The 24,278-nt window shown below is 70.2% G+C and carries 22 protein-coding genes and 1 pseudogene; 14 read left to right on the forward strand and 9 right to left on the reverse strand.

Translation table 11 applies throughout. The features are described from left to right. The first annotated feature begins 118 nt into the window (after window positions 1-118). The 6 genes from gap to pgi all read left to right on the forward strand — a co-directional run bounded on the left by gap (window position 119) and on the right by pgi (window position 5,959). On the forward strand, window positions 119-1,126 hold the full coding sequence (gene gap, locus ACZ58N_RS12250) for a type I glyceraldehyde-3-phosphate dehydrogenase (protein WP_281209416.1): 1,008 nt from the start codon (window positions 119-121) through the stop codon (window positions 1,124-1,126). Between the two features lie 132 nt (window positions 1,127-1,258). Continuing rightward, the gene (locus ACZ58N_RS12255) at window positions 1,259-2,479 is read left to right on the forward strand and encodes a phosphoglycerate kinase (RefSeq protein WP_471158069.1); all 1,221 of its coding nucleotides are present in this window, start codon (window positions 1,259-1,261) and stop codon (window positions 2,477-2,479) included. A gap of 6 nt (window positions 2,480-2,485) precedes the next feature. Then, window positions 2,486-3,274 carry a triose-phosphate isomerase gene (tpiA, locus tag ACZ58N_RS12260; protein WP_471158071.1) on the forward strand — a complete coding sequence of 263 codons (789 nt, stop codon included), beginning with the start codon at window positions 2,486-2,488 and terminating at the stop codon, window positions 3,272-3,274. A 135-nt stretch (window positions 3,275-3,409) separates the two neighbouring features. After that, window positions 3,410-3,640, forward strand: a complete 231-nt coding sequence (secG, locus tag ACZ58N_RS12265) for a preprotein translocase subunit SecG (protein WP_281209427.1) — start codon at window positions 3,410-3,412, stop codon at window positions 3,638-3,640. Window positions 3,641-3,800: 160 nt separating this feature from the next. After that, a complete protein-coding gene (locus tag ACZ58N_RS12270) occupies window positions 3,801-4,136 on the forward strand; it encodes an RNA polymerase-binding protein RbpA (RefSeq protein ID WP_007263454.1) in 336 nt (111 codons plus the stop codon). Window positions 4,137-4,303: 167 nt separating this feature from the next. Next, the gene (pgi, locus tag ACZ58N_RS12275) at window positions 4,304-5,959 is read left to right on the forward strand and encodes a glucose-6-phosphate isomerase (RefSeq protein WP_471158330.1); all 1,656 of its coding nucleotides are present in this window, start codon (window positions 4,304-4,306) and stop codon (window positions 5,957-5,959) included. Between the two features lie 73 nt (window positions 5,960-6,032). On the opposite strand, the gene pgl is transcribed toward pgi, so the two are convergent. From pgl to tkt, 5 genes are all read right to left on the reverse strand, one after another. After that, the gene (gene pgl, locus ACZ58N_RS12280) at window positions 6,033-6,815 is read right to left on the reverse strand and encodes a 6-phosphogluconolactonase (RefSeq protein ID WP_389703106.1); all 783 of its coding nucleotides are present in this window, start codon (window positions 6,813-6,815) and stop codon (window positions 6,033-6,035) included. 101 nt (window positions 6,816-6,916) lie between these two features. After that, the gene (gene opcA / locus ACZ58N_RS12285; RefSeq protein WP_471158073.1) at window positions 6,917-7,981 is read right to left on the reverse strand and encodes a glucose-6-phosphate dehydrogenase assembly protein OpcA; all 1,065 of its coding nucleotides are present in this window, start codon (window positions 7,979-7,981) and stop codon (window positions 6,917-6,919) included. Further along, entirely contained in the window at window positions 7,978-9,504 is a 1,527-nt protein-coding gene (zwf, locus tag ACZ58N_RS12290) for a glucose-6-phosphate dehydrogenase (protein ID WP_281209421.1), read from the reverse strand. Before zwf ends, opcA begins: the two co-directional genes overlap by 4 nt. Window positions 9,505-9,509: 5 nt before the next feature. Beyond that, on the reverse strand, window positions 9,510-10,628 hold the full coding sequence (tal, locus tag ACZ58N_RS12295) for a transaldolase (RefSeq protein WP_471158075.1): 1,119 nt from the start codon (window positions 10,626-10,628) through the stop codon (window positions 9,510-9,512). 35 nt (window positions 10,629-10,663) lie between these two features. Further along, entirely contained in the window at window positions 10,664-12,754 is a 2,091-nt protein-coding gene (tkt, locus tag ACZ58N_RS12300; protein WP_471158077.1) for a transketolase, read from the reverse strand. 308 nt (window positions 12,755-13,062) lie between these two features. Between tkt and ACZ58N_RS12305 the strand changes: the two genes are divergently transcribed. From ACZ58N_RS12305 to ACZ58N_RS12315, 3 genes are all read left to right on the forward strand, one after another. Next, the gene (locus ACZ58N_RS12305) at window positions 13,063-14,004 is read left to right on the forward strand and encodes a heme o synthase (protein WP_471158079.1); all 942 of its coding nucleotides are present in this window, start codon (window positions 13,063-13,065) and stop codon (window positions 14,002-14,004) included. Window positions 14,005-14,043: 39 nt separating this feature from the next. Continuing rightward, window positions 14,044-14,394, forward strand: a complete 351-nt coding sequence (locus tag ACZ58N_RS12310) for a hypothetical protein (protein WP_471158081.1) — start codon at window positions 14,044-14,046, stop codon at window positions 14,392-14,394. Window positions 14,395-14,503: 109 nt separating this feature from the next. Further along, window positions 14,504-15,589 (forward strand): amidohydrolase family protein, encoded by a 1,086-nt coding sequence (locus ACZ58N_RS12315; RefSeq protein WP_471158083.1) that lies wholly within the window; start codon window positions 14,504-14,506, stop codon window positions 15,587-15,589. A gap of 27 nt (window positions 15,590-15,616) precedes the next feature. Here ACZ58N_RS12315 and ACZ58N_RS12320 read toward each other — a convergent pair. The 4 genes and pseudogenes from ACZ58N_RS12320 to ACZ58N_RS12335 all read right to left on the reverse strand — a co-directional run bounded on the left by ACZ58N_RS12320 (window position 15,617) and on the right by ACZ58N_RS12335 (window position 19,522). Beyond that, window positions 15,617-16,584: pseudogene (locus ACZ58N_RS12320) on the reverse strand (COX15/CtaA family protein). A 25-nt stretch (window positions 16,585-16,609) separates the two neighbouring features. Next, window positions 16,610-17,746, reverse strand: a complete 1,137-nt coding sequence (locus ACZ58N_RS12325) for a hypothetical protein (RefSeq protein ID WP_471158085.1) — start codon at window positions 17,744-17,746, stop codon at window positions 16,610-16,612. A gap of 85 nt (window positions 17,747-17,831) precedes the next feature. After that, the gene (locus ACZ58N_RS12330) at window positions 17,832-18,599 is read right to left on the reverse strand and encodes an ABC transporter permease (protein ID WP_471158087.1); all 768 of its coding nucleotides are present in this window, start codon (window positions 18,597-18,599) and stop codon (window positions 17,832-17,834) included. After that, window positions 18,596-19,522 carry an ABC transporter ATP-binding protein gene (locus ACZ58N_RS12335; RefSeq protein WP_471158089.1) on the reverse strand — a complete coding sequence of 309 codons (927 nt, stop codon included), beginning with the start codon at window positions 19,520-19,522 and terminating at the stop codon, window positions 18,596-18,598. Before ACZ58N_RS12335 ends, ACZ58N_RS12330 begins: the two co-directional genes overlap by 4 nt. Before the next feature lie 119 nt (window positions 19,523-19,641). Between ACZ58N_RS12335 and ACZ58N_RS12340 the strand changes: the two genes are divergently transcribed. From ACZ58N_RS12340 to ACZ58N_RS12360, 5 genes are all read left to right on the forward strand, one after another. Then, window positions 19,642-20,436, forward strand: a complete 795-nt coding sequence (locus ACZ58N_RS12340) for a formate/nitrite transporter family protein (RefSeq protein WP_471158091.1) — start codon at window positions 19,642-19,644, stop codon at window positions 20,434-20,436. Window positions 20,437-20,555: 119 nt separating this feature from the next. Continuing rightward, on the forward strand, window positions 20,556-21,293 hold the full coding sequence (locus ACZ58N_RS12345; RefSeq protein ID WP_471158093.1) for a helix-turn-helix transcriptional regulator: 738 nt from the start codon (window positions 20,556-20,558) through the stop codon (window positions 21,291-21,293). Beyond that, window positions 21,290-22,705: a Fe-S cluster assembly protein SufB gene (sufB, locus tag ACZ58N_RS12350; protein WP_471158095.1), complete on the forward strand. Its 1,416-nt coding sequence runs from the start codon at window positions 21,290-21,292 to the stop codon at window positions 22,703-22,705. The genes ACZ58N_RS12345 and sufB overlap by 4 nt, the downstream gene beginning before the upstream one ends. Window positions 22,706-22,766: 61 nt before the next feature. Next, a complete protein-coding gene (gene sufD, locus ACZ58N_RS12355; protein ID WP_471158097.1) occupies window positions 22,767-23,945 on the forward strand; it encodes a Fe-S cluster assembly protein SufD in 1,179 nt (392 codons plus the stop codon). Further along, window positions 23,945-24,274 carry a bifunctional 3-phenylpropionate/cinnamic acid dioxygenase ferredoxin subunit gene (locus ACZ58N_RS12360; RefSeq protein ID WP_281206616.1) on the forward strand — a complete coding sequence of 110 codons (330 nt, stop codon included), beginning with the start codon at window positions 23,945-23,947 and terminating at the stop codon, window positions 24,272-24,274. Before sufD ends, ACZ58N_RS12360 begins: the two co-directional genes overlap by 1 nt. Window positions 24,275-24,278: the final 4 nt, after the last annotated feature.

Consider the following 24,278-nt stretch of genomic DNA (forward strand, 5'->3'; position numbering starts at 1 on the left):
GTCAGGCCTCGATCGATGTCACTCCGAAGCTCACAGAGAGGTAGGGTCGTAAGCGGTCGGGGACATCCCATACAGCTCGCCGGCGGACAGGCCGGCGCACCAACGAGGAGATCGGTTCGTGACGATCCGCGTAGGCATCAACGGTTTTGGCCGAATTGGCCGCAACTACTTCCGGGCGCTCCTGGAGCAGGGAGCGGACATCGAGATCGTCGGTGTCAACGACCTGACTGACAACGCGACCCTGGTGCACCTGCTCAAGTACGACACCATCCTGGGCCGCCTCAAGGCCGAGGTCTCCCACACCGACGACACCATCACGGTCGACGGCAAGACCTTCAAGACGTTCGCCGAGCGTGACCCCGCGAACCTCCCCTGGGGCGAGCTGGGCGCCGACATCGTCATCGAGTCGACCGGCATCTTCACGAAGAAGGCCGACGCCGCCAAGCACATCGCGGCCGGCGCGAAGAAGGTCCTCATCTCGGCTCCGGCCAAGGACGAGGACATCACGATCGTGATGGGCGTCAACCACGACAAGTACGACGCGGCTTCCCACCACGTCATCTCCAACGCCTCCTGCACCACCAACTGCGTGGCGCCGATGGCCAAGGTCCTCGACGAGAACTTCGGCATCGTCAAGGGCATGATGACGACGGTCCACGCGTACACGAACGACCAGCGCATCCTGGACTTCCCGCACTCGGACCTGCGCCGCGCCCGCGCCGCCGCCGAGAACATCATCCCGACGTCCACCGGTGCCGCCAAGGCCACCGCGCTGGTCCTCCCGCAGCTCAAGGGCAAGCTGGACGGCATCGCGATGCGCGTCCCGGTCCCCACGGGCTCGGTCACCGACCTCGTACTGGAGCTCTCCCGCGAAACCACCGTGGAAGAGATCAACGCCGCCTTCCAGAAGGCCTCGGAGGGCCAGCTGAAGGGGATCCTCGACTACACCGAGGACGCCATCGTGTCCTCGGACATCGTCAACTGGCCGGCCTCCTGCACCTTCGACTCCTCCCTGACGATGGTGCAGGACGGAACGCAGGTTAAGGTCGTCGGCTGGTACGACAACGAGTGGGGCTACTCCAACCGTCTCGTCGACCTCACCGTCTTCGTCGGCGGTCAGCTCTAAGTACGCAGGGCAAGGCACCACGATGTGAGCACAGGGTCCGGGTGGCGCGATGGAGCGCCGCACGGGCCCTGTTGCTTGCCTCGTTCTCCCTTCCTCGCCCTTCGGGTGAAGGCATCAAAGGAGTAGAAACACATGAAGACGATCGACGAACTGCTCGCCGAGGGCGTCAAGGGCAAGCGGGTCTTCGTCCGCGCGGACCTCAACGTCCCGTTCGCCAAGGGCACCACCACGATCACCGACGACGGCCGCATCCGCGCCGTCCGGCCGACCGTCGCGAAGCTCGCCGAGGCCGGCGCCCGCGTGGTCGTCGCCTCGCACCTGGGCCGCCCGAAGGGCACCGGCGTGGAGCCGGAGTTCTCCCTCGCCCCGGCCGCCGCCCGCCTGGGCGAGCTGCTCGGTACGGAGGTCGCGTTCGCCACCGACACCGTCGGGGCGTCCGCCAAGGAGACCGTCGCGGCGCTCACCGACGGCCAGGTCGCCGTCATCGAGAACCTGCGCTTCAACGCCGGTGAGACCTCCAAGGACGACGCCGAGCGCGGCGCCTTCGCGGACCAGCTCGCCGAACTCGCCGACGTCTACGTCGGTGACGGCTTCGGCGCCGTCCACCGCAAGCACGCCTCGGTCTTCGACCTGCCCGCGCGCCTGCCGCACGCGGCCGGCTACCTCATCGCCACCGAGGTCGGCGTCCTGAAGAAGCTGACCGCCGACGTGGAGCGCCCGTACGTCGTGGTCCTCGGCGGCGCCAAGGTCTCCGACAAGCTCGCCGTCATCGACGAACTCCTCGGCAAGGCCGACCGCATCCTCATCGGCGGCGGCATGGCCTACACCTTCCTCAAGGCCCAGGGCCACGAGGTCGGCATCTCCCTGCTCCAGGAGGACCAGATCCCGGTCGTCACGGAGTACATGAAGCGTGCCGAGCAGACCGGCGTCGAGCTGGTCCTCCCGGTCGACGTCCTGGTCTCGGCCGACTTCCCGGACCTGAAGACCAAGGCCCCGGCGGACTTCAGCACGGTCGCGGCCGACGCGATCCCCGCCGACCAGGAGGGCCTGGACATCGGCCCGAAGACGCGCGAGCTCTACGCCTCGAAGATCGCCGACGCCAGGACCGTCTTCTGGAACGGTCCGGTCGGCGTGTTCGAGCACCCCGACTACGCGGGCGGCACCACCGCCATCGCGCAGGCCCTCGTCGACAGCGACGCCTTCACCGTCGTCGGCGGTGGCGACAGCGCCGCGGCGGTCCGCATCCTGGGCTTCGACGAGAACGCCTTCGGTCACATTTCCACCGGTGGCGGCGCCAGCCTCGAATACCTCGAAGGCAAGACGCTCCCCGGCCTCGCTGCCCTGGAGGGCTGAATCCACATGACCGCAGTTGAAAACGGCCGCACCCCGCTGATGGCGGGCAACTGGAAGATGAACCTCAACCACCTTGAGGCCATCGCCCACGTCCAGAAGCTCGCCTTCGCCCTGGCCGACAAGGACTACGACGCCGTCGAGATCGCGGTCCTGCCGCCCTTCGTCGACCTGCGCTCGGTCCAGACCCTGGTCGACGGCGACAAGCTGAAGATCAAGTACGGCGCGCAGGACATCTCGCAGCACGACTCCGGCGCCTACACCGGTGAGATCTCCGGCCCGATGCTGGCGAAGCTGAAGTGCTCCTTCGTGGCCGTCGGCCACAGCGAGCGCCGCCAGTACCACGGCGAGAGCGACGAGATCTGCAACGCCAAGGTCAAGGCCGCCTACAAGCACGGGATCACGCCGATCCTGTGCGTCGGCGAGGGCCTCGACGTCCGCAAGGCCGGCGAGCAGGTCCCGTACACGCTGAAGCAGGTCGACGGCGGTCTCAAGGACCTGCCGGCCGAGCAGGCCGAGTCCATCGTGATCGCCTACGAGCCCGTCTGGGCGATCGGGACCGGCGAGGTCGCCACCCCCGAGGACGCGCAGGAGGTGTGCGGGGCGATCCGCGGCCGCCTCGCGGAGCTGTACTCGCAGGAGCTGGCCGACAAGGTCCGCATCCAGTACGGCGGCTCCGTGAAGTCCGGCAACATCGCCGCGATCATGGCCCAGCCCGATGTCGACGGCGCCCTGATCGGCGGCGCGGCACTGGACGTGGACGAGTTCGTCAAGATCGCTCGCTTCCGCGACCAGTGAGTATGCGGTAGGGCGGATCCGTCGTACCCTTGCGGGGGCCAGGGGCTGCACCGGCAGCCGCCGGCCCCCGCACCCGTCGCAGGTCCGGTGAAACCGAAAGCCAGAATGCCCAGAAAGTAGGAATCAGCCGTGATTATGGGGTTCTCGATCGCCCTGGTCGTCTTCAGCGCCCTGCTGATGCTGCTCGTGCTGATGCACAAGGGCAAGGGCGGCGGCCTCTCCGACATGTTCGGCGGCGGCATGCAGTCGTCGGTCGGTGGTTCCTCCGTGGCGGAGCGCAACCTGGACCGCATCACCGTCGTGGTCGGCCTCCTGTGGTTCGCGTGCATCGTCGCGCTCGGCCTCTTCATGAAGACGAGCAGCTGACCGGTTTTGGTCATTGCGGCGGTGCGGGTCACCGTGGCGGCCCTATCCTGAGGTCCGGCGTTCCGGTTGTTGTGGGCGGGTTGGGCTTCAGCTGATCCGGGGCGCCCACAGCGGGTATACCCTCACGCTTGGCGGCACCATCACGCAGGGAGTTACGACCGTGGCAAGTGGCAACGCGATTCGTGGAAGTCGGGTCGGAGCCGGGCCGATGGGCGAGGCCGAGCGCGGTGAGTCCGCGCCCCGTCTGCGCATCTCCTTCTGGTGCTCGAACGGGCACGAGACGCAGCCCAGCTTCGCCAGCGACGCACAGGTCCCCGACACCTGGGACTGCCCGCGCTGCGGATTCCCGGCCGGACAGGACCGGGACAACCCGCCCGCCCCGCCGCGCACCGAGCCCTACAAGACGCACCTCGCGTACGTGAGGGAACGGCGCACCGACGCCGACGGCGAGGCCATCCTCGCCGAGGCGCTCGCGAAGCTCCGCGGCGAGATCTGACACTCGGCGCGAACCTGAGCAGCACTCAAGAGTGACCGGGGGCCCGGTCCGTGGGAGTACGAATCCCGCGGGCCGGGCCCCTTTGTGCGCGTTGTCCCCCTTCGGATCCCTTAGGTTTGGAGGCGGCGGGGCACAACAGGACAGGAAGAAGTGGGTTGATGTCCGAGATGAACGCAGACAGCCGTACGAGGCTCAACCGGACGCCCGAGTGGAACGCACTCGGCAAGCACCGCGACGAGCTGGGGCAGACGCATCTGCGGGAGCTGTTCGAGACCGACCCGGACCGGGGCACCAACTACACCCTGCGGGTCGGGGACCTGTACATCGACTATTCGAAGCACCTCGTGACGGACGAGACGCTCGCGCTGCTGCGCGAACTGGCGTCCGCGACCGGCGTGAGCGAACTGCGGGACGCCATGTTCCGCGGCGAGAAGATCAACACGACCGAGGACCGTGCGGTCCTGCACACCGCGCTGCGCGCGCCGGCGGACGCCGTGGTCGAGGTGGACGGCGAGAACGTCGTACCCGGCGTGCACGAAGTCCTCGGCAGGATGCGGGCCTTCTCCGACCGCATCCGGTCGGGGGAGTGGAAGGGCCACACCGGCAAGCCGATCAAGAACGTCGTCAACATCGGCATCGGCGGTTCCGACCTCGGTCCGGCGATGGCGTACGAGGCGCTGCGCGCCTTCACCGACCGCTCGCTGACCGTGCGCTTCGTGTCCAACGTGGACGGCGCCGACCTGCACGAGGCCGTACGGGACCTGGATCCGGCCGAGACGCTGTTCATCATCGCCTCGAAGACCTTCACGACCATCGAGACCATCACCAACGCCACCTCGGCGCGGAACTGGCTGCTGACCGGGCTCGGGTCCGGCGAGGGCGCCGTGGCCCGGCACTTCGTGGCGCTGTCGACCAACGAGGAGAAGGTCTCGGAGTTCGGCATCGACACGGCCAACATGTTCGGGTTCTGGGACTGGGTCGGCGGACGCTACTCCTTCGACTCCGCCATCGGCCTGTCGCTGATGATCGCCGTCGGCCCGGACGCCTTCGAGGAGATGCTGGGTGGCTTCCACGCCATGGACGAGCACTTCCGCACGGCACCGCCGGAGCGCAACGCCCCCTTCCTGATGGGCCTGTTGGGCATCTGGTACGGCGGCTTCCTCGACGCGCAGTCGCACGCCGTGCTGCCCTACAGCCATTACCTGTCGCGGTTCACGGCCTACTTGCAGCAGCTGGACATGGAGTCCAACGGCAAGTCCGTCGACCGGGACGGCAACCGGGTGGACTGGCAGACCGGCCCGGTGGTGTGGGGCACGCCCGGCACCAACGGGCAGCACGCCTACTACCAGCTGATCCACCAGGGGACGAAGCTGATCCCCGCGGACTTCATCGGCTTCGCCCGGCCGGTGGACGACCTGCAGCCCGGGCTGGTCGCCCAGCACGACCTGCTGATGGCGAACTTCTTCGCGCAGACCCAGGCCCTGGCCTTCGGGAAGACGGCCGAGGAGGTCCGGGCGGAGGGCGTCGCCGAGGAGCTCGTCCCGCACAAGACGTTCCGGGGCAACCACCCGACGACGACGATCCTCGCCACCGAGCTGACCCCGTCGGTCCTGGGCCAGTTGATCGCGCTCTACGAGCACAAGGTGTTCGTCCAGGGCGCGGTGTGGAACATCGACTCCTTCGACCAGTGGGGCGTCGAACTCGGCAAGGTGCTCGCCAAGCGAGTGGAGCCGGCGCTGACGGAGGGCACGGGCACCGAGTCCATGGACGCGTCGACCCGGACCCTGGTGACGACCTACCGGGAGCTGCGCGGCCGCGCCTGATCCACGTACGACGGGCCCGTCCCCACGACCGAAGGGTCGCGGGGACGGGCCCGTCGTACGTACGGGGGAGCGGTCAGGCGGACGCCGGCGGATACATGCCGGCCGGCAGCCCGGCCGCGGCCGCGCGGTCCAGCAGCCACAGGGTGCGGCTGCGGCCCACGGCCGCCGCCGCCGGGGCCTGGACGCCGCCCGCCCCGCCGAGGGCGATGGTGACCGCCCCGGCCTTGTCCTCGCCGGCCGCCAGCAGCCAGACCTCCCGGGCGGCCCGGATCGCCGGGAAGGTGAGGGAGATCCGGGTGGGCGGCGGCTTCGGGGCGCCGTGGACGCCGACGACCGTACGCTCCGTCTCGCGGGTCGCGGGGTGCTCGGGGAACAGGGACGCCACGTGGGTGTCGGGGCCGACACCGAGCATCAGCACGTCGAAGCGGGGGACCGGGCCGTGGTCCTCGGGACCCGCGGCCTTCGCCAGCAGGGCGGCGTAGGCCGCCGCCGCCGCGTCCACGTCGGCGCCGTACGGGCCGTCGGAGGCGGGCATCGCGTACACCCGGGCCGGGTCCACCGGGACGGAGTCCAGGAGGGCCTCGCGGGCCTGGGTGTGGTTGCGCTCGGGGTCGTCCGCGGGGAGGTAGCGCTCGTCGCCCCACCACAGGTCCACGCGGGCCCAGTCGATCGCGTCCCGGGCGGGGGCCGCCGCGAGGGCCGCGAGCAGGCCGTTGCCGTTGCGCCCGCCGGTCAGGACCACCGAGGCGCTGCCCCGGGCCGCCTGCGCGTCCACGATCTTCGTGATGAGCCGGGCCGCCGCGGCCTGGGCCATCAGCTCCTTGTCCCGGTGGACGACGACCTGGGGAGTCGTCATACCCATGTGCTGCCGCCTTACTGGTAGTTCCGGGGTGCGGGTGGTGCGGGGTGGTACTGCGCGGGGCCCTTCCCCCGGAGGGAAAGGGCCCCGTACAGCGGCTACTTGGCGCCGGCCTTCTTGGCCGGCTTGGCGGCCGGCTTCGGGGCCGGGGCGTCGGCCGGGGCTTCCGCCCGGCCGGACGCCTTCGTGCCGGCCGGCTTCTCCGGGGCCTTGGCGGTGGTCGCCGCCGCGGCGGAGGCCTCCAGCCGGGCCACGCCGAACTTCAGCGAGGCCTCATAGGTGTTGTCCGGGTCGAGCCGGCGCAGTTCCTCCGCCAGCAGCTCGGCCGTGTCGCGGCGCTTGAGCGCCACCGCGCGGTCGGGCTGCCCCGGCATGCACAGCGTGGCCAGGGCGCCGTCCGCACGGTCCAGGACGATCACGCCGTCCTTGGTCTCCATGCGTACGGCGGTCAGTCCCGGGCCGCCCGACAGGGTGCGGTTGACGGGTACTCCGAGGCGGTCCGCCATCCACATGGCCAGCAGCTCGCAGCTCGGGTTGTCGTCCTCGCCCTCGACGGTCGCCGAGACGACCGCCACGTCGGGGTGCTGGTCCAGTGCGGCGGCCAGCATCGAGCGCCACGGCGTGATCCGGGTCCAGGACAGGTCCGTGTCGCCGGGGGCGTACGCGGCCGCCCGGCCGCCGAGGGCCACGATGGGGTCCTCGCACGAGTACGTGTCCGTGATCCGGCGCTGCCCCAGCGCTCCCAGCGGATCGCCCGCCAGGTCCGCCGGAGCGCCCTCCGGCCACCAGACCACCACGGGGGCGTCGGGCAGCAGGAGCGGGAGAACCACCGACTGGGCGTGGTCGACCAGTTCACCGTGCAGGCGGAGCACAACCGTTTCGCCGGTGCCGGAGTCCGCACCGACGCGGATCTCCGCGTCGAGACGGGCTTCGCGGCGGCTGCGCGGCGAGCGGCTGACCCGCTTGACGACGACGATGATCCGCGAGGGGTGTTCGTGGGAAGCGTCGTTCGCCGACTTGAGAGCGTCGTACGCGTTCTCCTCGTCGGTCACGATCACCAGCGTGAGGACCATGCCGATGGCCGGCGTGCCGATGTCCCGGCGTGCCTGCACCAACGCGGCGTTGATCCTGCTGGAGGTGGTCTCCGTGAGGTCGATCTTCATGGCCGGCGCCAGCTCCGTCCGTCTCGTGCGAGCATCTCGTCCGCCTCGACCGGCCCCCAGGTACCCGCCGGGTACTGGGCGGGCTTGCCGTGCTTGTCCCAGTACTCCTCGATCGGGTCGAGGATGTTCCAGGAAAGCTCGACCTCCTGGTGGCGCGGGAAGAGGTTCGCGTCACCCAGCAGGACATCGAGGATCAGCCGCTCGTACGCCTCGGGGCTGGACTCGGTGAAGGACTCGCCGTAGGCGAAGTCCATCGTGACGTCCCGGACCTCCATCGAGGTGCCGGGCACCTTGGAGCCGAAGCGGACGGTCACGCCCTCGTCCGGCTGGACCCGGATGACCAGGGCGTTCTGCCCCAGCTCCTCGGTCGCGCCCGACTCGAACGGCAGGTAGGGGGCCCGCTTGAAGACGACGGCGATCTCGGTCACCCGACGGCCCAGGCGCTTGCCCGTCCGCAGGTAGAACGGGACGCCCGCCCAGCGGCGGTTGTTGATCTCCAGGCGGATGGCCGCGTAGGTGTCGGTCTTCGACTTGGGGTCGATGCCGTCCTCTTCGAGGTACCCGACGACCTTCTCGCCGCCCTGCCAGGCTCCCGAGTACTGGCCGCGCACGGTGTGCTTGCCCAGGTCCTCCGGCAGCTCCACGGCGGTCAGCACCTTGAGCTTCTCCGCCACCAGCGCCTTCGGGTGGAAGGAGCCGGGCTCCTCCATCGCGGTGAGCGCCAGCAGCTGCAGCAGGTGGTTCTGGATGACGTCGCGGGCCGCGCCGATGCCGTCGTAGTAACCGGCCCGGCCGCCGATGCCGATGTCCTCGGCCATCGTGATCTGCACGTGGTCGACGTACGACCGGTTCCAGATCGGCTCGAACATCGTGTTGGCGAAGCGGAGCGCCAGGATGTTCTGGACGGTCTCCTTGCCGAGGTAGTGGTCGATCCGGAAGACCTCGTCACGGGGGAAGACCTCGTGGACGACCTTGTTGAGCTCTTCCGCGCTCTTCAGGTCGTGGCCGAAGGGCTTCTCGATGACGGCACGCCGCCAGGATCCCTCCTTCTGCGCCAGACCGTGGTCCTTGAGCTGCTGGACCACCTTCGGGAAGAACTTCGGGGGCACCGAGAGGTAGAAGGCGAAGTTGCCGCCCGTCCCCTGGGCCTTGTCCAGTTCCTCGATGGTCGCCTTGAGGGTCTCGAAGGCCGCGTCGTCGTCGAAGTCGCCCTGGACGAACCGGCAGCCCTGCACGAGCTGCTGCCAGACCTCCTCGCGGAAGGGGGTGCGCGAGTGCTCCTTGACCGCGTCGTGCACCTCCTGGGCGAAGTCCTCGTCCTGCCACTCGCGGCGGGCGAACCCGATCAGCGAGAAGCCCGGCGGCAGCAGGCCGCGGTTCGCGAGGTCGTAGACGGCCGGCATGAGCTTCTTGCGCGACAGGTCACCCGTAACGCCGAAAATGACCAGGCCGGACGGCCCCGCGATGCGCGGGAGCCGCCGGTCCTGTGCGTCACGAAGCGGGTTCGCTCCGTTTACCGACAAAAGACTCAGTCCTCCGTGGGGGCGAGGCGCTTGAGCTCCGCCTCGGTCGACTTCAGCAGGTCGTTCCACGACGCCTCGAACTTCTCGACGCCTTCGTCCTCAAGCAGCTGCACCACATCGTCGTACGAGATGCCGAGCTTCGCGACCGCGTCGAGCTCGGCGCGGGACTGCTCGTAGGTGCCGCGGATGGTGTCACCGGAGACCTCGCCGTGGTCGGCGGTGGCCTCCAGGGTGCCCTCGGGCATGGTGTTCACGGTGCCGGGCGCGACGAGGTCCACCACGTACAGGGTGTCCTTGTAGGCCGGGTCCTTGACGCCGGTCGAGGCCCACAGCGGACGCTGCTTGTTGGCCTGCGCCTTGTCCAGGGCCGCCCAGCGCTCGCCGCCGAACACCTCCTCGAAGGCCTCGTAGGCCAGACGGGCGTTGGCGAGGGCCGCCTTGCCCTTCAGGGCCTTGGCCTCGTCGGTGCCGACGCCGTCCAGACGCTTGTCGATCTCGCTGTCCACGCGGGACACGAAGAACGAGGCGACCGAGTGGATCTTGGAGAGGTCCAGGCCCGCGGCCTTGGCCTTCTCCAGGCCCGCCAGGTACGCGTCCATCACGGCGCGGTAGCGCTCCAGCGAGAAGATCAGCGTGACGTTGACGCTGATGCCCTTGCCGATGACCTCGGTGATCGCCGGCAGGCCGGCCTCGGTCGCCGGGATCTTGATCAGGGTGTTCGGACGGTCCACGAGCCAGGCCAGCTGCTTGGCCTCGGCGATGGTCGCCGTGGTGTTGTGCGCCAGGCGCGGGTCGACCTCGATCGACACGCGGCCGTCCTGGCCCTCGGTCCGGTCGTAGACCGGCCGCAGGATGTCGGCGGCGTCACGGACGTCCGCCGTCGTGATCATGCGGATGGCCTCGTCGACGGTGACCTTGCGGGCGGCCAGGTCCGCGAGCTGCTGCTCGTAGCCGTCACCGCTGCTGATGGCCTTCTGGAAGATCGACGGGTTGGTGGTGACACCGACCACGTGCTGCTGGTCGATCAGCTCGGCGAGGTTGCCGGACGTGATGCGCTTGCGGGACAGGTCGTCCAGCCAGATCGCCACGCCCTCGTCGGAGAGGCGCTTGAGTGCGTCTGTCATGGGAATTGCATCTCCTACTGGTTCTCGTACCGGTTTCAGCGCGCGTCAGCGGCGTTGAGGGAGTCCTTGGCGGCTGCGGTCACGGCCTCGGCGGTGAGACCGAACTCGCGGTACAGCACGGCACCGTCGGCCGACGCACCGAAGTGCTCCAGCGACACGATCCGGCCCGCGTCGCCGACGTAACGGTGCCAGGTCAGGCCGATGCCGGCCTCGACTGCGACTCGCGCCTTGACGGACGGGGGCAGGACGCCGTCCTTGTAGTCCTGGTCCTGCTCCTCGAACCACTCGACGGACGGCATCGAGACCACGCGGGTCGGGACGCCCTCGGCCTGCAGCGCCTCGCGCGCGGCGACGGCGAGCTGGACCTCGGAGCCGGTGCCGATCAGCACGACCCGCGCGGGGCCGCCCTCGGCCTCGAACAGGACGTAGCCGCCCTTGGCCGCGTCCTCGTTCGCCGGGTACGTCGGTACACCCTGTCGGGTGAGTGCGAGGCCGTGCGGGGCGCCCTTGCCGAACACCTTGGTGTGACGCTTGAGGATCTCGCGCCAGGCGATGGCGGTCTCGTTCGCGTCGGCCGGGCGGACCACGTTCAGGCCCGGGATGGCGCGCAGCGCGGCGACGTGCTCGACCGGCTGGTGGGTCGGACCGTCCTCGCCCAGGCCGATGGAGTCGTGCGTCCACACGTACGTCACCGGCAGGTGCATCAGCGCGGACAGGCGGACGGCGTTGCGCATGTAGTCGGAGAACACCAGGAAGGTGCCGCCGTAGATGCGGGTGTGGCCGTGCAGGGCGATGCCGTTCATGGCCGCGGCCATGGCGTGCTCGCGGATGCCGAAGTGGATGGTGCGGCCGAACGGGTCGGCCTCCGGCAGCGGGTTGCCCACCGGCAGGAACGAGGAGTTCTTGTCGATGGTGGTGTTGTTGGAGCCGGCCAGGTCGGCCGAGCCGCCCCACAGCTCCGGGATGACCGCGCCGAGCGCCTGGAGGACCTTGCCGGAGGCGGCGCGGGTGGCGACGCCCTTGCCCGGCTCGAAGACGGGGAGCTCGTCCTCCCAGCCCGCGGGCAGCTCGTTGGCCTCGATGCGGTCGAAGGACGCGGCGCGCTCCGGGTTGGCGGTGCGCCAGGCGGAGAAGTCCTTCTCCCAGGCGGCGCGGGCCTCGCGGCCACGGTCACCGAGGGCGCGGGTGTGCGCGATGACCTCGTCGGAGACTTCGAAGGTCTGCTCCGGGTCGAAGCCGAGCACGCGCTTGGTCGCGGCGACCTCGTCGTCGCCGAGCGCCGAGCCGTGGGAGGCCTCGGTGCCCTGAGCGTGCGGGGCCGGCCAGGCGATGATCGAGCGGGCCGCGATGAAGGAGGGGCGGCCCGTCTCGGCCTTGGCGGCCTCGAAGGCGGCGTACAGGGCCTTCGGGTCGAGGTCGCCGTTCTCCTGCGCGGCGACGCGCTGGACGTGCCAGCCGTACGCCTCGTACCTCTTGAGGGTGTCCTCGGAGACGGCCGTCTCGGTGTCGCCCTCGATGGAGATGTGGTTGTCGTCCCACAGCAGGACCAGGTTGCCGAGCTTCTGGTGGCCGGCCAGGGCGGACGCCTCGTGCGAGATGCCCTCCTGGAGGCAGCCGTCGCCCGCGATCGCGTAGACCATGTGGTCGAACGGAGAGGTGCCCGCCGGGGCCTCCGGGTCGAACAGGCCGCGCTCGTAGCGGGCGGCCATGGCCATGCCCACCGCGTTCGCGATGCCCTGGCCCAGCGGACCGGTGGTGGTCTCGACGGCGGCCGTGTGGCCGTACTCCGGGTGACCGGGCGTCTTGGAACCCCAGGTGCGGAACGCCTTGAGGTCGTCCAGCTCCAGGCCGAAGCCACCGAGGTAGAGCTGGGTGTAGAGGGTCAGGGACGAGTGCCCCGCGGAGAGCACGAAGCGGTCACGGCCGACCCACTGGGGGTCCGCAGGATCGTGCCGCATGACCTTCTGGAACAGGGTGTACGCGGCGGGAGCCAGGCTCATCGCGGTACCGGGGTGGCCGTTCCCGACCTTCTGGACCGCGTCGGCGGCCAGGATGCGGGCGGTGTCGACGGCCCGCTGGTCGAGTTCGGTCCACGCGAGCTCTGTGGTGGTCGGCTTGGTGCTCACCGTTGGTCAGGGCTCCTCTCCACATGTTGTTTTCCCGGTGACGAACGGTGCCACCGGCGCGATTCCGAGCCTACCCCCGCCAGGGCGTGCGGCTATTCGAGTGCCGGTAGTGCGTCGCCCGGGCGGCGCCCGCCGTTCACCTGCGATCCCTCCCGGCCCGGTCCGATCGGCTCAACACGAGGAGACCCCCGCGCGGGGCGACGCAAGAGCAACGTCTAGAGTGGCGTGGTACGCGCAAGCCTTTACCGGACCTTCATCTCAAGAAGGGGCCGAGTCGGAGCTTGCTGGATTCTCTCTCAGGGGTGTGCGTGACGGCCGTCGAATCCCGTCCAGCGGGGGTGCTCGGGACGAGCTCCGGTCACCGGCCGTTCGGGGCCCGGGTCATGGCATTCGTGGCGCTGACGAAGCCGCGGATCATCGAGTTGCTGCTCATCACGACGGTTCCCGTCATGTTCCTCGCGGAACAGGGTGTGCCGTCGCTGTGGCTGGTCCTCGCGACCTGCTTCGGCGGTTACCTGTCCGCGGGAGGCGCGAACGCGCTGAACATGTACATCGACCGTGACATCGACGCGCTGATGGACCGCACGTCGCAGCGGCCGCTGGTGACCGGCATGGTGAGCCCACAGGAGTGCCTGGTCTTCGGCATCTCCCTCGGGGTGATCTCCACCCTGTTCTTCGGGCTCCTGATCAACTGGTTGTCGGCCGCCCTCGCGCTCGGCGCCCTCCTCTTCTACGTCGTGGTCTACACGATGCTGCTGAAGCGGCGGACCTCGCAGAACATCGTCTGGGGCGGGATCGCCGGCTGCATGCCGGTGCTCATCGGCTGGTCGGCGGTGAAGAACGAGGTCTCCTGGGCCGCGATCATCCTCTTCCTGGTCATCTTCTTCTGGACGCCGCCGCACTACTGGCCGCTGTCCATGAAGGTGAAGGACGACTACGCGCGGGTCGGCGTGCCGATGCTGCCGGTCGTGGCCGGCAACCGGGTCGTCGCCCGCCAGATCGTCCTCTACAGCTGGGTCATGGTGGGCGTGTCGCTCCTGCTGACCCCGCTGGGCTACACGGGCTGGTTCTACACGACGGTCGCGCTGCTGGCCGGCGGCTGGTGGCTGTGGGAGGCGCACGCGCTGCACGCCCGGGCCAAGTCCGGTCTGACGGGCGCGAAGCTCAAGGAGATGCGGCTGTTCCACTGGTCGATCACCTACGTCTCGCTCCTGTTCGTCGCGGTGGCCGTGGATCCCTTCCTCCGCTGATACTTCCTCCGCTCATTACCCGCCGGTAGCATGCGGTGCATGGCAGAGACCGCGGACACCGCAGACACCGCAGACAAGAAGCAGGACCGTACGGCGGCGAAGCTGGCCCGACAGATCGGCGCGTTCGCCAAGGAGCACGGCGGCGCCGAGGGCCAGCTCGCGCACATCGGCCAGGCCGGCACCCGGATCGTCCTCGTGGGCACCGACGGCGGCTGGGGCGACCTCGTCGCCCCGACGTACGAGGTGGCCCGGCTGGCGGCGGAGAAGTCCGGCCTGACCTTCCTGGACGAGTTCGACGGGGAGCTGGCCGCCCGCGTGCGGACGGGCCCGTACGAATGGTCCCGCATGGCCGGCATCCAGCTCGGCGGTCCCGCCAACCCGAAGGCCTGACCGGCTCGGCGGCGCGCCGCGAAAATGCGTCCCGGGCAACACCTCATGCCTCGCTCACCCGTTAGGACGTGTGGAAGCCGCTTCCTCACGTCCGCAACGGGATGCCCGGATGATCGAAACGCCGCCCTTGGTGGACCAGTACTGCCACGGAGTGCTCCGCACGGAGTTGGGCCTCGGCACCTTCGAGGCCCAACTGGTCCCGTCGGCCGGCCCGCCCGCCGCGGGCACCACCCTCTTCGACACCCAGACGGGCTTCGCGGTCCGCCGCTGGTGTCCGCCGCTGCTGGGGCTCGAACCGCACTGCCCGCCCGCCCGATACCTGGCGCGGCGCCGGGAGCTGGGCGTCGTCGAGGCGGGGCGCAGACTTCTGCGCGGCGCCGGCGTCGGTGCGTACCTCGTGGACACGGGCGCGCCGGGTGACCTCACGGGCCCCAAGGAGCTGGCCCTCGCGGGGGACGCGCAGACCTACGAGGTGGTCCGGCTGGAGTTACTGGCCGAGCAGGCCGCCGACACCTCGGGCACCGTGGCCGCCTTCATGGCCAACCTTTCGGGGGCCGTCCACCACGCCGCCGCGGGCGCCGTCGCGTTCGGCTGCGGGGCCGCGGCGGTCGCCGCCGCCGGGGAGGGCGATCCGCCGGGGCCCGGCGAGGTGCGCGGGGCGGCCGGGCGGTGGCTCGACGCCCGGGGCAGGGGCGGTGCGGTCCGGGACCCCGTCCTGCTGCGGCACCTGCTGTGGAGCGCGGTGGCGTCGGGGCTGCCGGTCCAACTGCACACCGGCGGGGCCGGTCCGGAGCCGCTGACCGGGTTCGTACGGGCCACGGCCGGCATCGGTACGCGGCTGGTGCTGCTCGGTACCTACCCGCACCACCGGCAGGCGGCCCGGCTCGCGGCGGCCCACCCGCACGTGTACGCCGACCTCGGCCCGGACCCGGCGCGCACGGGAGCCCGGGCGGCCGCCGTCCTGGCGGAGCTGCTGGAACTCGCGCCGTTCGGGAAGCTGCTGTTCTCCAGCGGGGGTCGAGCGCTGCCCGAACTCCACGCGGTCGGCGCCCTGGTGTTCCGCGAGGCGCTGGACCGGGTCCTGGGCGGCTGGGCCGCCGACGGCTCCTGGTCCCGGCGGGACGCGGACCGGGTCGCGGGGATGCTCGCGGCCGGCAACGCCCGGCGGGTCTACCGGTTGGACGAGCGGGGCTGACCGTCCCGCCCGCCGCGCCGGGAACCGTCAGACGGTCGAGAGCCGCTGCTCGCCCTGGGCGGGGACCTCCGCGTGGACGGCGGGGCGCTCGCGCAGGGAGAGCGCCACGCGCAGCACCGCGATCCACACGAGGCAGGAGCCGAACATGTGCGCGGCGACGAGCACCTCGGGCAGCTCCGTGAAGAACTGCACGTAGCCGATGGCGCCCTGGGCGAGCAGGACGACCAGCAGGTCGCGGGCCCGGGCCCGGGTGTCCGTGGGGGCGTCCACGACGCGCAGCACCAGCCACATCGCGACGGCGAGCGCGCAGACCAGCCAGGCGGCGATGGCGTGGACGTGGGCGGTGGTCGCCCAGTCGAACGGCATGCGCGGCACTTCGCTGCTGTCGCCGGCGTGGGGACCGGAGCCGGTGACCACGGTGCCCGCCGCGATCAGCACGAACGTGGTGGCGACCAGCGCCCAGGACAGCTTGCGCACCGGAGCGGGAACCCGCGGCTTGGGAGCGCCGTCACCCTCGCGGGCACGCTGCCAGGTGAGCGTCGTCACCGTGATCAGCGCGGTGGCGAGCAGGAAGTGCCCGGCCACGCTCCACGGGTTGAGCTTGGTGTGGACGGTGATGCCGCCGAGCACGGCGTTGCCGCACACGACCCAGAACTGCGCCCAGCCGAGCTTGGTCAGCGACCGGCGCCACGGCTTGGCGCACCGGGCGGCCAGGATGCACCAGCCGACGGCGGCGCTGACCACGTAGGTCAGCATCCGGTTGCCGAACTCGATGGCGCCGTGGATGCCCTGGGCCTGAGTGGTGATCAGGCTGTCGTCGGTGCACTTGGGCCAGGTGTCGCAGCCGAGACCGGATCCGGTCAGCCGCACCGCCCCGCCGGTGATGACGATGACGACGGTCATGACGAGGGCGGCGAGTGCGGCTCGCTGGACGATCCGGGGTGAGGGGGTCCAGCGGGCGGCGAGGTAGGCGAAGGGATTGAACACGCCCCCATCGTAGGCCGCGCCTTGTGCAAAGTTTCACGAGGGGGTGGGTGCCGCCGCGTCCGGGCCGATGACCAGGCGGAACCGGGCGCCGGCCGGGTCGCCCTCGGCGTGCCACCAGACGCGCACGCACCAAAGGCCGCTGTCGCCGGGGTAGTCCGGCGACTCCCTGAAGGTACGGACGAGTTCACCCGCTACGTCCTCGGCCGTACGATTGCGCACATCTGCCCCGGCATGCCAGGGATGTCCCTGTACGTTCCACAGGCCGTCGGCGCCGCGCACGTCGACGCGCCACACGGCCCGCCAGGGCGTGACCTCCAGCATCGTGGAGACCTGTTCGGCCTCCAGCCCGAGCCGGGCGGCGATCTCGGCCCCGGACACGCCCTGGATCCGGGCGGCCACCACGGCCTGCGGCAGCAGCCGTTCGGGCAGGAGTCCGTCCGCGCGCAGCCGGGCGAGGGAATCGAAGGCGAGGAAGCGCAGCCGCAGCTCCAGTTGCCGCCCGATGTGGTCCAGGGCCTCCTCGGCCTCCTGCGCCTCCTCCGTACCGGGTGCGGCGAGCAGCAGGGCCCGGAAGCCCGCCTCGGCGTCCACCGCCCAGGCGACGGCGTCCGCGGCGAAACCCAGCTCCGCGAGCCGGTCGCCGAGGAAGACCTTGGCCTGGGCGAGCCCGCGCCGGTTGACCGGGTCGTGCTGGTCGAGGCCGGCCCACACCTCGACGGCGCTCCGGGTCAGATCGCGGGCGCGTTCGCCCGCGGCCCGTTCCATCGCGTTGGGGCCGTTCTCGGAGGCCGTGCCCAGGGGATGGCGCGGCAGGCGGTCCGCGTCGCTCAGCGGCCAGGCCAGCCAGACGCCCTGGTTGATCAGGCCCCGGGCGTACCACCGGGCGTACTCCGGCGCGTGACCGGCGGCCTGCTGCCCGTGGTGCAGCCCCTCCTCGATGGCGGCCAGCGCCCCGGCCCGGTCCCCGGCCGCGAAGCGCCGCGCCGCGAGGTCGCCGAGGCGGAGCCCGAGCCGGGCGGCGCACTCGGCGTCCGTCCGGGCGGGCTCGCGCAGCGCGCCGATGAGTTCGCCGAGCAGCCGCTCGCTCTCGACGGGGTCAGCCAGGGCAGCGCCCGACCGGATCCTCGCCCACTGTTCGTCCAGCCGCAGAACGGCTTCCCGCTGCGCCATGCCCCGCCCCCGGCATCCTGGTCGTGCGTCGCTGATGTGTGGAGGCGCTCATCCTCCCGCCAGGCCAACGTCCGGGGGAAGGGATTCACTCCCAGCGGAAGGTGCGGGCCGCCGCGCCCAGGCCGAGGACGGCCCAGCCGGCCAGGACCGCGACATCGGTCCAGGGCAGCGCGGCCCCCTGCTGGAGCACCTCGCGCAGCCCGTCGGAGAGCGCGGAGATCGGCAGCAGCCCGAGGACGGACTGGACCGCTCCGGGGAACTTGTCCAGCGGGACGATCACCCCGCCGCCGACGAGCAGCAGCAGGAACACCAGGTTCGCGGCGGCCAGGGTCGCCTCGGCCTTGAGGGTGCCGGCCATCAGCAGTCCGAGGCCGGAGAACGCGGCCGTGCCCAGCAGCACCAGGGCGGCCACCGCGAGCGGGTTGCCGTGCGGGGACCAACCGAGCGCGAAGGCGATCACGGTCAGCAGTGCGATCTGGAGCACCTCGGTGACCAGTACCGACAGGGTCTTGGCGGCCATCAGGGCCCAGCGGGGGAGCGGGGAGGCGCCGAGCCGCTTGAGGATCCCGTAGCGGCGGTCGAAGCCGGTGGCGATGGCCTGGCCGGTGAAGGCGGTGGACATCACGGCGAGCGCGAGGATGCCGGGAGCCAGGAAGTCGACGGACTTCTCGGCGCCCGTCTCGATGATGTCCACGGAGGAGAAGAGGGTCAGCAGCAGCGCCGGGATGATCACGGTGAGCAGCAGCTGTTCGCCGTTGCGCAGCAGCATCCGGGTCTCCAGCGCGGTCTGCGCAAGGATCATCCGGGACACGGGCGCGGCCCCCGGTCGGGGGGTGAACGTACCGGCGCTCATGCGCGCAGCTCCTTGCCCGTGAGTTCGAGGAAGACGTCTTCGAGGGTGTGCCGCTCCACCGAGAGGCTGCTCGGCATCACCCCGTGCTGGGCGCACCAGGAGGCGACGGTGGCCAGCAGCTGGGGGTCCACGTCGCCGGTGACCCGGTAGGAGCCGGCCGTCAGCTCGGCGGCCTGTGTGCCGTCGGGCAGGGCCTTGAGCAGCGAGGCGAGGTCGAGGGAGGGACGGCCGGTGAAGCGCAGGGTGTTCTCGGCGCCGCCGCGGCACAGCTGTTCGGGACTGCCGTGGGCGATGACCCGGCCGGCGTCGACGATGGCGACCTCGTCGGCCAGCTGCTCGGCCTCGTCCATGTGGTGGGTGGTGAGGACGACGGTGACGCCGTCGGCCCGCAGTTCCCGTACGAGGTCCCAGGTCGCGCGGCGGGCCTGGGGGTCGAGGCCGGCGGTGGGCTCGTCGAGGAAGACCAGCTCGGGGCGGCCCACGACGGCCATGGCGAGGGCGAGGCGCTGCTGCTGGCCGCCGGAGAGGCGCCGGTAGGGGGTTCGGCCGCAGCCGCCGAGGCCGAGGCGTTCCACCAGGACGTCCACGTCGAGGGGGTGCGCGTACAGCTTGGACATGTGACGGAGCATCTCGACGGCGCGGGCGCCGGAGTAGACCCCGCCGGACTGCAGCATGACGCCGATCCGCGGACGCAGGGCCTCGGCCCGGGTGACGGGGTCGAGGCCGAGGACGCGGACGGTGCCCGCGTCGGGCCGGACATAGCCCTCGCAGGTCTCCACCGTCGTCGTCTTGCCCGCGCCGTTGGGCCCGAGGACCGCGGTGACCGATGCGCCGGGGACGGTGAGGTCCAGGCCGTCCACCGCTGTTTTGGGGCCGTACCGCTTCACCAGTCCGCGGATCTCCACGGCGGGGTCGTTGCTCATGGGGGACGAGTCTACGGAGCGCGGGGAGGGGTCCTTGGTCCTGGGGGTGGCGGGGTCAGGGGCCCGCCGGTCGGTGACCTTTTCGGGCGTTCGGGCACGGGCCGCCGCCCTAGCGTTGAGTGGTGAACAGCATCGCTCAGAACGTCGAAGCCACCTCCGGGCAGGCCGCGCACAAGGCCCACGACCTGGGACATCCGCCGCGCTACTTCGTTTCGGCGATGCTTGCGGGCGCGTACATCGGCATCGGCGAGGTGCTGCTGCTCGTGGCGATCTCGCCGTTCGTGGCCAAGGGCTCGGCGGCGGTGAAGCTGCTGGAGGGCGCGGTCTTCCCGGTGGCGCTGACCATCGTCATGTTCGCGGGCGCGCAGCTCTTCACCAGCAACGTGATGGTCATGCTGGTCGGCGCGCTGTCCGGGCGGACCGGGCCCCGGGACCTGTTCGCGTCCTGGGGGCTGTCGCTGTCGGGGAACCTGGTCGGCGCGTTCGTGTTCGGGGCGATGGTGCACGCCTCGGGGGTGACCTCCTCGCCGTCCGCGCGGGCGATGCTGACCGAGATGGTCCTGGCGAAGACGGAGCTGGGCGGCGGTCAGCTGTTCTGGCGTGCGGTGCTGTGCAACATGCTCGTCTGCCTGGCGATCTGGATGTTCACCCGGGCCCGTGGGGACGCGGCGAAAATCTTCGTGCTGTGGCTGCCCGTGGCCGTTTTCGTGGCCGTCGGATTCGAACACTGCGTCGCGAACATGGCTCTTTTCAGCTTGGCGATCCTGGATAGCTCAGTCGGTTTCGGTGATCTTTTCCGGAACTTGATGTTCACCGTTCCCGGGAACATCGTGGGCGGGGGGTTGCTGGTGGGAGCCGTCTATTGGTTCACCGGCGGTGCTCACCGAGAGCGCGGAATCATGGAGTCCGATTAACTCTCCGTAGATTAATTAGGTAACCCTTAGTGATGGAGGCCACCAGGAGTGGCGTCCATCACGGCTTGTCGTCGCTCGGTTAATTACGCAACAATGGCGTTGTGAAATACGGCGAACGGATGATCGAGACCCCCCAGGGGGAACTCGTGACCGGGGAGCGGTCAACCCGCAACCGGGTCGCGCGGTCCATCCTGGACCACGGTCCGTCCACCGTCGCCGACCTCGCGCAGCGTCTGGGCCTCACTCAGGCCGCCGTGCGCCGCCACCTCGACACGCTCGTCGCCGACGACGTGGTCGAACCCCGTGAGCAGCGTGTGTACGGCGCGCGCACCCGGGGTCGGCCCGCCAAGGTCTTCGCGCTCACCGACTGCGGCCGCGACGCCTTCGACCAGTCCTACGACACGCTCGCCGCGGACGCCCTGCGCTGGATCGCGCGGGCCGCCGGCGGCGGGGAGCAGGGGGAGGCGGCCGTCGCCGCCTTCGCCAGGGCGCGGATGGAGGCGCAGGCGGAGCCCTACCGGGAAGCCGTCGAGGCCGCCGCCCCCGCGGACCGCGCCGAGGCCCTTGCCAAGGCGTTGACCGCGGACGGGTACGCTGCTACGGCGAAGAGCGCTCCCGGTCCGCACAGCGGTGAACAGCTCTGTCAGCACCACTGCCCGGTCGCACACGTCGCCGGACAGTTCCCGCAGCTCTGCGAGGCGGAGACCGAGGTCTTCTCCCGCCTGCTCGGGACGCATGTGCAGCGCCTCGCCACGATCGCCCACGGCGACGGGGTGTGCACCACGTTCATTCCGCGAAGCGCCACACAGACCGACACATCAGTATCTGCAAGTACGGCCGGGAGGAACCCCGCATGACCACGGAGACTGCTCACCCTGAGCTCGATGGCCTCGGCACCTACGAATACGGCTGGGCCGACTCCGACGCGGCGGGCGCCGCTGCCAAGCGGGGCCTGTCCGAGGACGTCGTCCGAGACATTTCGGCGAAGAAGTCCGAGCCGGAGTGGATGCTGAACCTCCGCCTCAAGGGCCTCAAGCTCTTCGGCAAGAAGCCCATGCCCAACTGGGGTTCCGACCTCTCGGGCATCGACTTCGACAACATCAAGTACTTCGTGCGTTCCACCGAGAAGCAGGCCGCTTCGTGGGAGGACCTGCCCGAGGACATCAAGAACACGTACGACAAGCTCGGCATCCCCGAGGCGGAGAAGCAGCGCCTCGTCGCCGGTGTCGCGGCCCAGTACGAGTCCGAGGTCGTCTACCACCAGATCCGCGAGGACCTGGAGGAGCAGGGCGTCATCTTCCTCGACACGGACACCGCGCTCAAGGAGCACCCGGAGCTCTTCCAGGAGTACTTCGGCACGGTCATCCCGGTCGGCGACAACAAGTTCGCGTCGCTGAACACCGCGGTGTGGTCCGGCGGCTCCTTCATCTACGTCCCCAAGGGCGTGAAGGTCGACATTCCGCTCCAGGCCTACTTCCGTATCAACACGGAGAACATGGGCCAGTTCGAGCGGACGCTGATCATCGTCGACGAGGACGCCTACGTCCACTACGTCGAGGGCTGCACCGCCCCGATCTACTCCTCGGACTCGCTGCACAGCGCCGTGGTCGAGATCATCGTGAAGAAGGGCGGCCGCTGCCGCTACACGACGATCCAGAACTGGTCGAACAACGTCTACAACCTGGTCACCAAGCGCGCCGTGGCGTACGAGGGCGCGACCATGGAGTGGATCGACGGCAACATCGGTTCCAAGGTCACCATGAAGTACCCGGCCGTCTACCTGATGGGCGAGCACGCCAAGGGCGAGACCCTGTCCATCGCCTTCGCGGGCGAGGGCCAGCACCAGGACGCCGGCTCCAAGATGGTCCACATGGCGCCGCACACCTCCTCCAACATCGTCTCCAAGTCGGTGGCGCGAGGCGGCGGCCGTACCTCCTACCGTGGCCTCGTGGAGATCGGTGAGGGCGCCCACGGCTCCAAGTCGAACGTGCTCTGCGACGCGCTCCTGGTCGACACCATCTCCCGCTCGGACACGTACCCCTACGTGGACGTCCGCGAGGACGACGTCTCCATGGGCCACGAGGCGACGGTCTCGAAGGTCTCCGACGACCAGCTCTTCTACCTGATGAGCCGCGGTCTGACCGAGTTCGAGGCCATGGCCATGATCGTGCGCGGCTTCGTCGAGCCCATCGCGCGCGAGCTGCCGATGGAGTACGCGCTGGAGCTGAACCGGCTGATCGAGCTGCAGATGGAGGGGTCGGTCGGCTAGTCCCGACCGCCCGACCGTCCGCAGACATTCTTTGACGTAGGAAGAGAGCACGAAGACAGCCATGGCTGAGGCTCAGAACATTCCGGCGGGTTCCACCACCGCCGGCGCGATCGCGGTGGCCGCCGAGTCCACCGTCGCCACCCGGATGAGTGCGCCCCCGTCCTTCGACGTGGCGGACTTCCCGGTTCCGCACGGCCGCGAGGAGGAGTGGCGGTTCACCCCGCTCGCCCGCCTCAAGGGTCTGCACGACGGCACCGCGGTCGCCAACGGCACCATGAAGGCCCAGATCGACGCACCCGAGGGCGTGACGATCGAGTCCGTCGAGCGCGGCGACGCCCGCATCGGCAAGGCCGGCACCCCCGTGGACCGGATCGCCGCCCAGGCGTTCTCGTCCTTCGCCAAGGCCACGGTCGTCACCGTGCCCAAGGAGGCCGTGCTGACCGAGCCCGTGCGCGTCTCCCTGCACGGCGAGGGCGGTACGACCTTCGGCCACACCGTCTTCGACGTCCAGGCCTTCGCCGAGGCCGTCATCGTCATCGACCACACCGGTGACGGCGTGCGCGCCGCCAACGTCGACTTCCTCGTCGGCGACGGCGCGAAGCTCACCGTCGTGTCGGTCCAGGACTGGGACGACACCGCCGTCCACGTCTCCCAGCACAACGCGCTGGTCGGCCGCGACGCCACCTTCAAGTCGATCGTGGTCACCTTCGGCGGCGACCTCGTACGCCTGCACCCCCGCGTCACCTACGCGGGCCCCGGCGGCGAGGCCGAGCTGTTCGGCCTGTACTTCACGGACGCCGGTCAGCACCAGGAGCACCGCCTCCTGGTCGACCACAAGGCCCCGCACTGCAAGTCGAACGTCGTCTACAAGGGCGCGCTCCAGGGCCAGGACGCGCACGCGGTCTGGATCGGTGACGTCCTCATCGAGAAGACCGCCGAGGGCACCGACACCTACGAGATGAACCGCAACCTCGTCCTCACGGACGGCGCGCGCGTCGACTCGGTGCCGAACCTGGAGATCGAGACCGGCGAGATCGTCGGCGCCGGCCACGCCTCCGCGACCGGCCGCTTCGACGACGAGCAGCTGTTCTACCTCCAGGCCCGGGGCATCCCGGCCGACGAGGCCCGTCGCCTGGTCGTGCGCGGCTTCTTCGCCGAGCTCGTCCAGCAGATCGGTGTCGACGACATCGAGGAGCGCCTCCTCGCCAAGATCGAGGCCGAGCTCCAGGGTTCCGTCTGATGAATTACGTCAAGGCCTGTGCGCTGAGCGAGCTGGAGGCGGACACCCCCAAGCGGGTGGAAGTCGACGGCACGCCGGTGTCCATCGTCTCCACCGAGGGCGAGGTGTTCGCGATCAACGACATCTGCTCGCACGCGAACGTCTCGCTCTCGGAGGGCGAGGTCGAGGACTGCATGATCGAGTGCTGGTTGCACGGGTCGGCCTTCGACCTGCGCACCGGAAAGCCGTCCGGTCTGCCCGCGACGCGCCCCGTACCCGTTTACCCCGTAAAGATCGAAGGGGGCAACGTCCTTGTCGACGTACGCGCCTCCCTCACCCAGGAGTCCTGAGGTA

It is taken from the genome of Streptomyces sp. NPDC040432 (genome assembly GCF_055595445.1).

What these genes read in the sequence shown, in the direction of transcription:
- ACZ58N_RS12255 (WP_471158069.1), top strand. Translation starts at nt 1,259, where the DNA reads ATGAAGACGATCGACGAACTGCTCGCCGAGGGCGTCAAGGGCAAGCGG.
- tpiA (WP_471158071.1), top strand. Translation starts at nt 2,486, where the DNA reads ATGACCGCAGTTGAAAACGGCCGCACCCCGCTGATGGCGGGCAACTGG.
- secG (WP_281209427.1), top strand. Translation starts at nt 3,410, where the DNA reads ATGGGGTTCTCGATCGCCCTGGTCGTCTTCAGCGCCCTGCTGATGCTG.
- pgi (WP_471158330.1), top strand. Translation starts at nt 4,304, where the DNA reads ATGAACGCAGACAGCCGTACGAGGCTCAACCGGACGCCCGAGTGGAAC.
- pgl (WP_389703106.1), bottom strand. Translation starts at nt 6,815, where the DNA reads ATGACGACTCCCCAGGTCGTCGTCCACCGGGACAAGGAGCTGATGGCC.
- opcA (WP_471158073.1), bottom strand. Translation starts at nt 7,981, where the DNA reads ATGAAGATCGACCTCACGGAGACCACCTCCAGCAGGATCAACGCCGCG.
- tal (WP_471158075.1), bottom strand. Translation starts at nt 10,628, where the DNA reads ATGACAGACGCACTCAAGCGCCTCTCCGACGAGGGCGTGGCGATCTGG.
- ACZ58N_RS12310 (WP_471158081.1), top strand. Translation starts at nt 14,044, where the DNA reads ATGGCAGAGACCGCGGACACCGCAGACACCGCAGACAAGAAGCAGGAC.
- ACZ58N_RS12315 (WP_471158083.1), top strand. Translation starts at nt 14,504, where the DNA reads ATGATCGAAACGCCGCCCTTGGTGGACCAGTACTGCCACGGAGTGCTC.
- ACZ58N_RS12325 (WP_471158085.1), bottom strand. Translation starts at nt 17,746, where the DNA reads ATGGCGCAGCGGGAAGCCGTTCTGCGGCTGGACGAACAGTGGGCGAGG.
- ACZ58N_RS12330 (WP_471158087.1), bottom strand. Translation starts at nt 18,599, where the DNA reads ATGAGCGCCGGTACGTTCACCCCCCGACCGGGGGCCGCGCCCGTGTCC.
- ACZ58N_RS12335 (WP_471158089.1), bottom strand. Translation starts at nt 19,522, where the DNA reads ATGAGCAACGACCCCGCCGTGGAGATCCGCGGACTGGTGAAGCGGTAC.
- ACZ58N_RS12345 (WP_471158093.1), top strand. Translation starts at nt 20,556, where the DNA reads ATGATCGAGACCCCCCAGGGGGAACTCGTGACCGGGGAGCGGTCAACC.
- sufB (WP_471158095.1), top strand. Translation starts at nt 21,290, where the DNA reads ATGACCACGGAGACTGCTCACCCTGAGCTCGATGGCCTCGGCACCTAC.
- sufD (WP_471158097.1), top strand. Translation starts at nt 22,767, where the DNA reads ATGGCTGAGGCTCAGAACATTCCGGCGGGTTCCACCACCGCCGGCGCG.
- ACZ58N_RS12360 (WP_281206616.1), top strand. Translation starts at nt 23,945, where the DNA reads ATGAATTACGTCAAGGCCTGTGCGCTGAGCGAGCTGGAGGCGGACACC.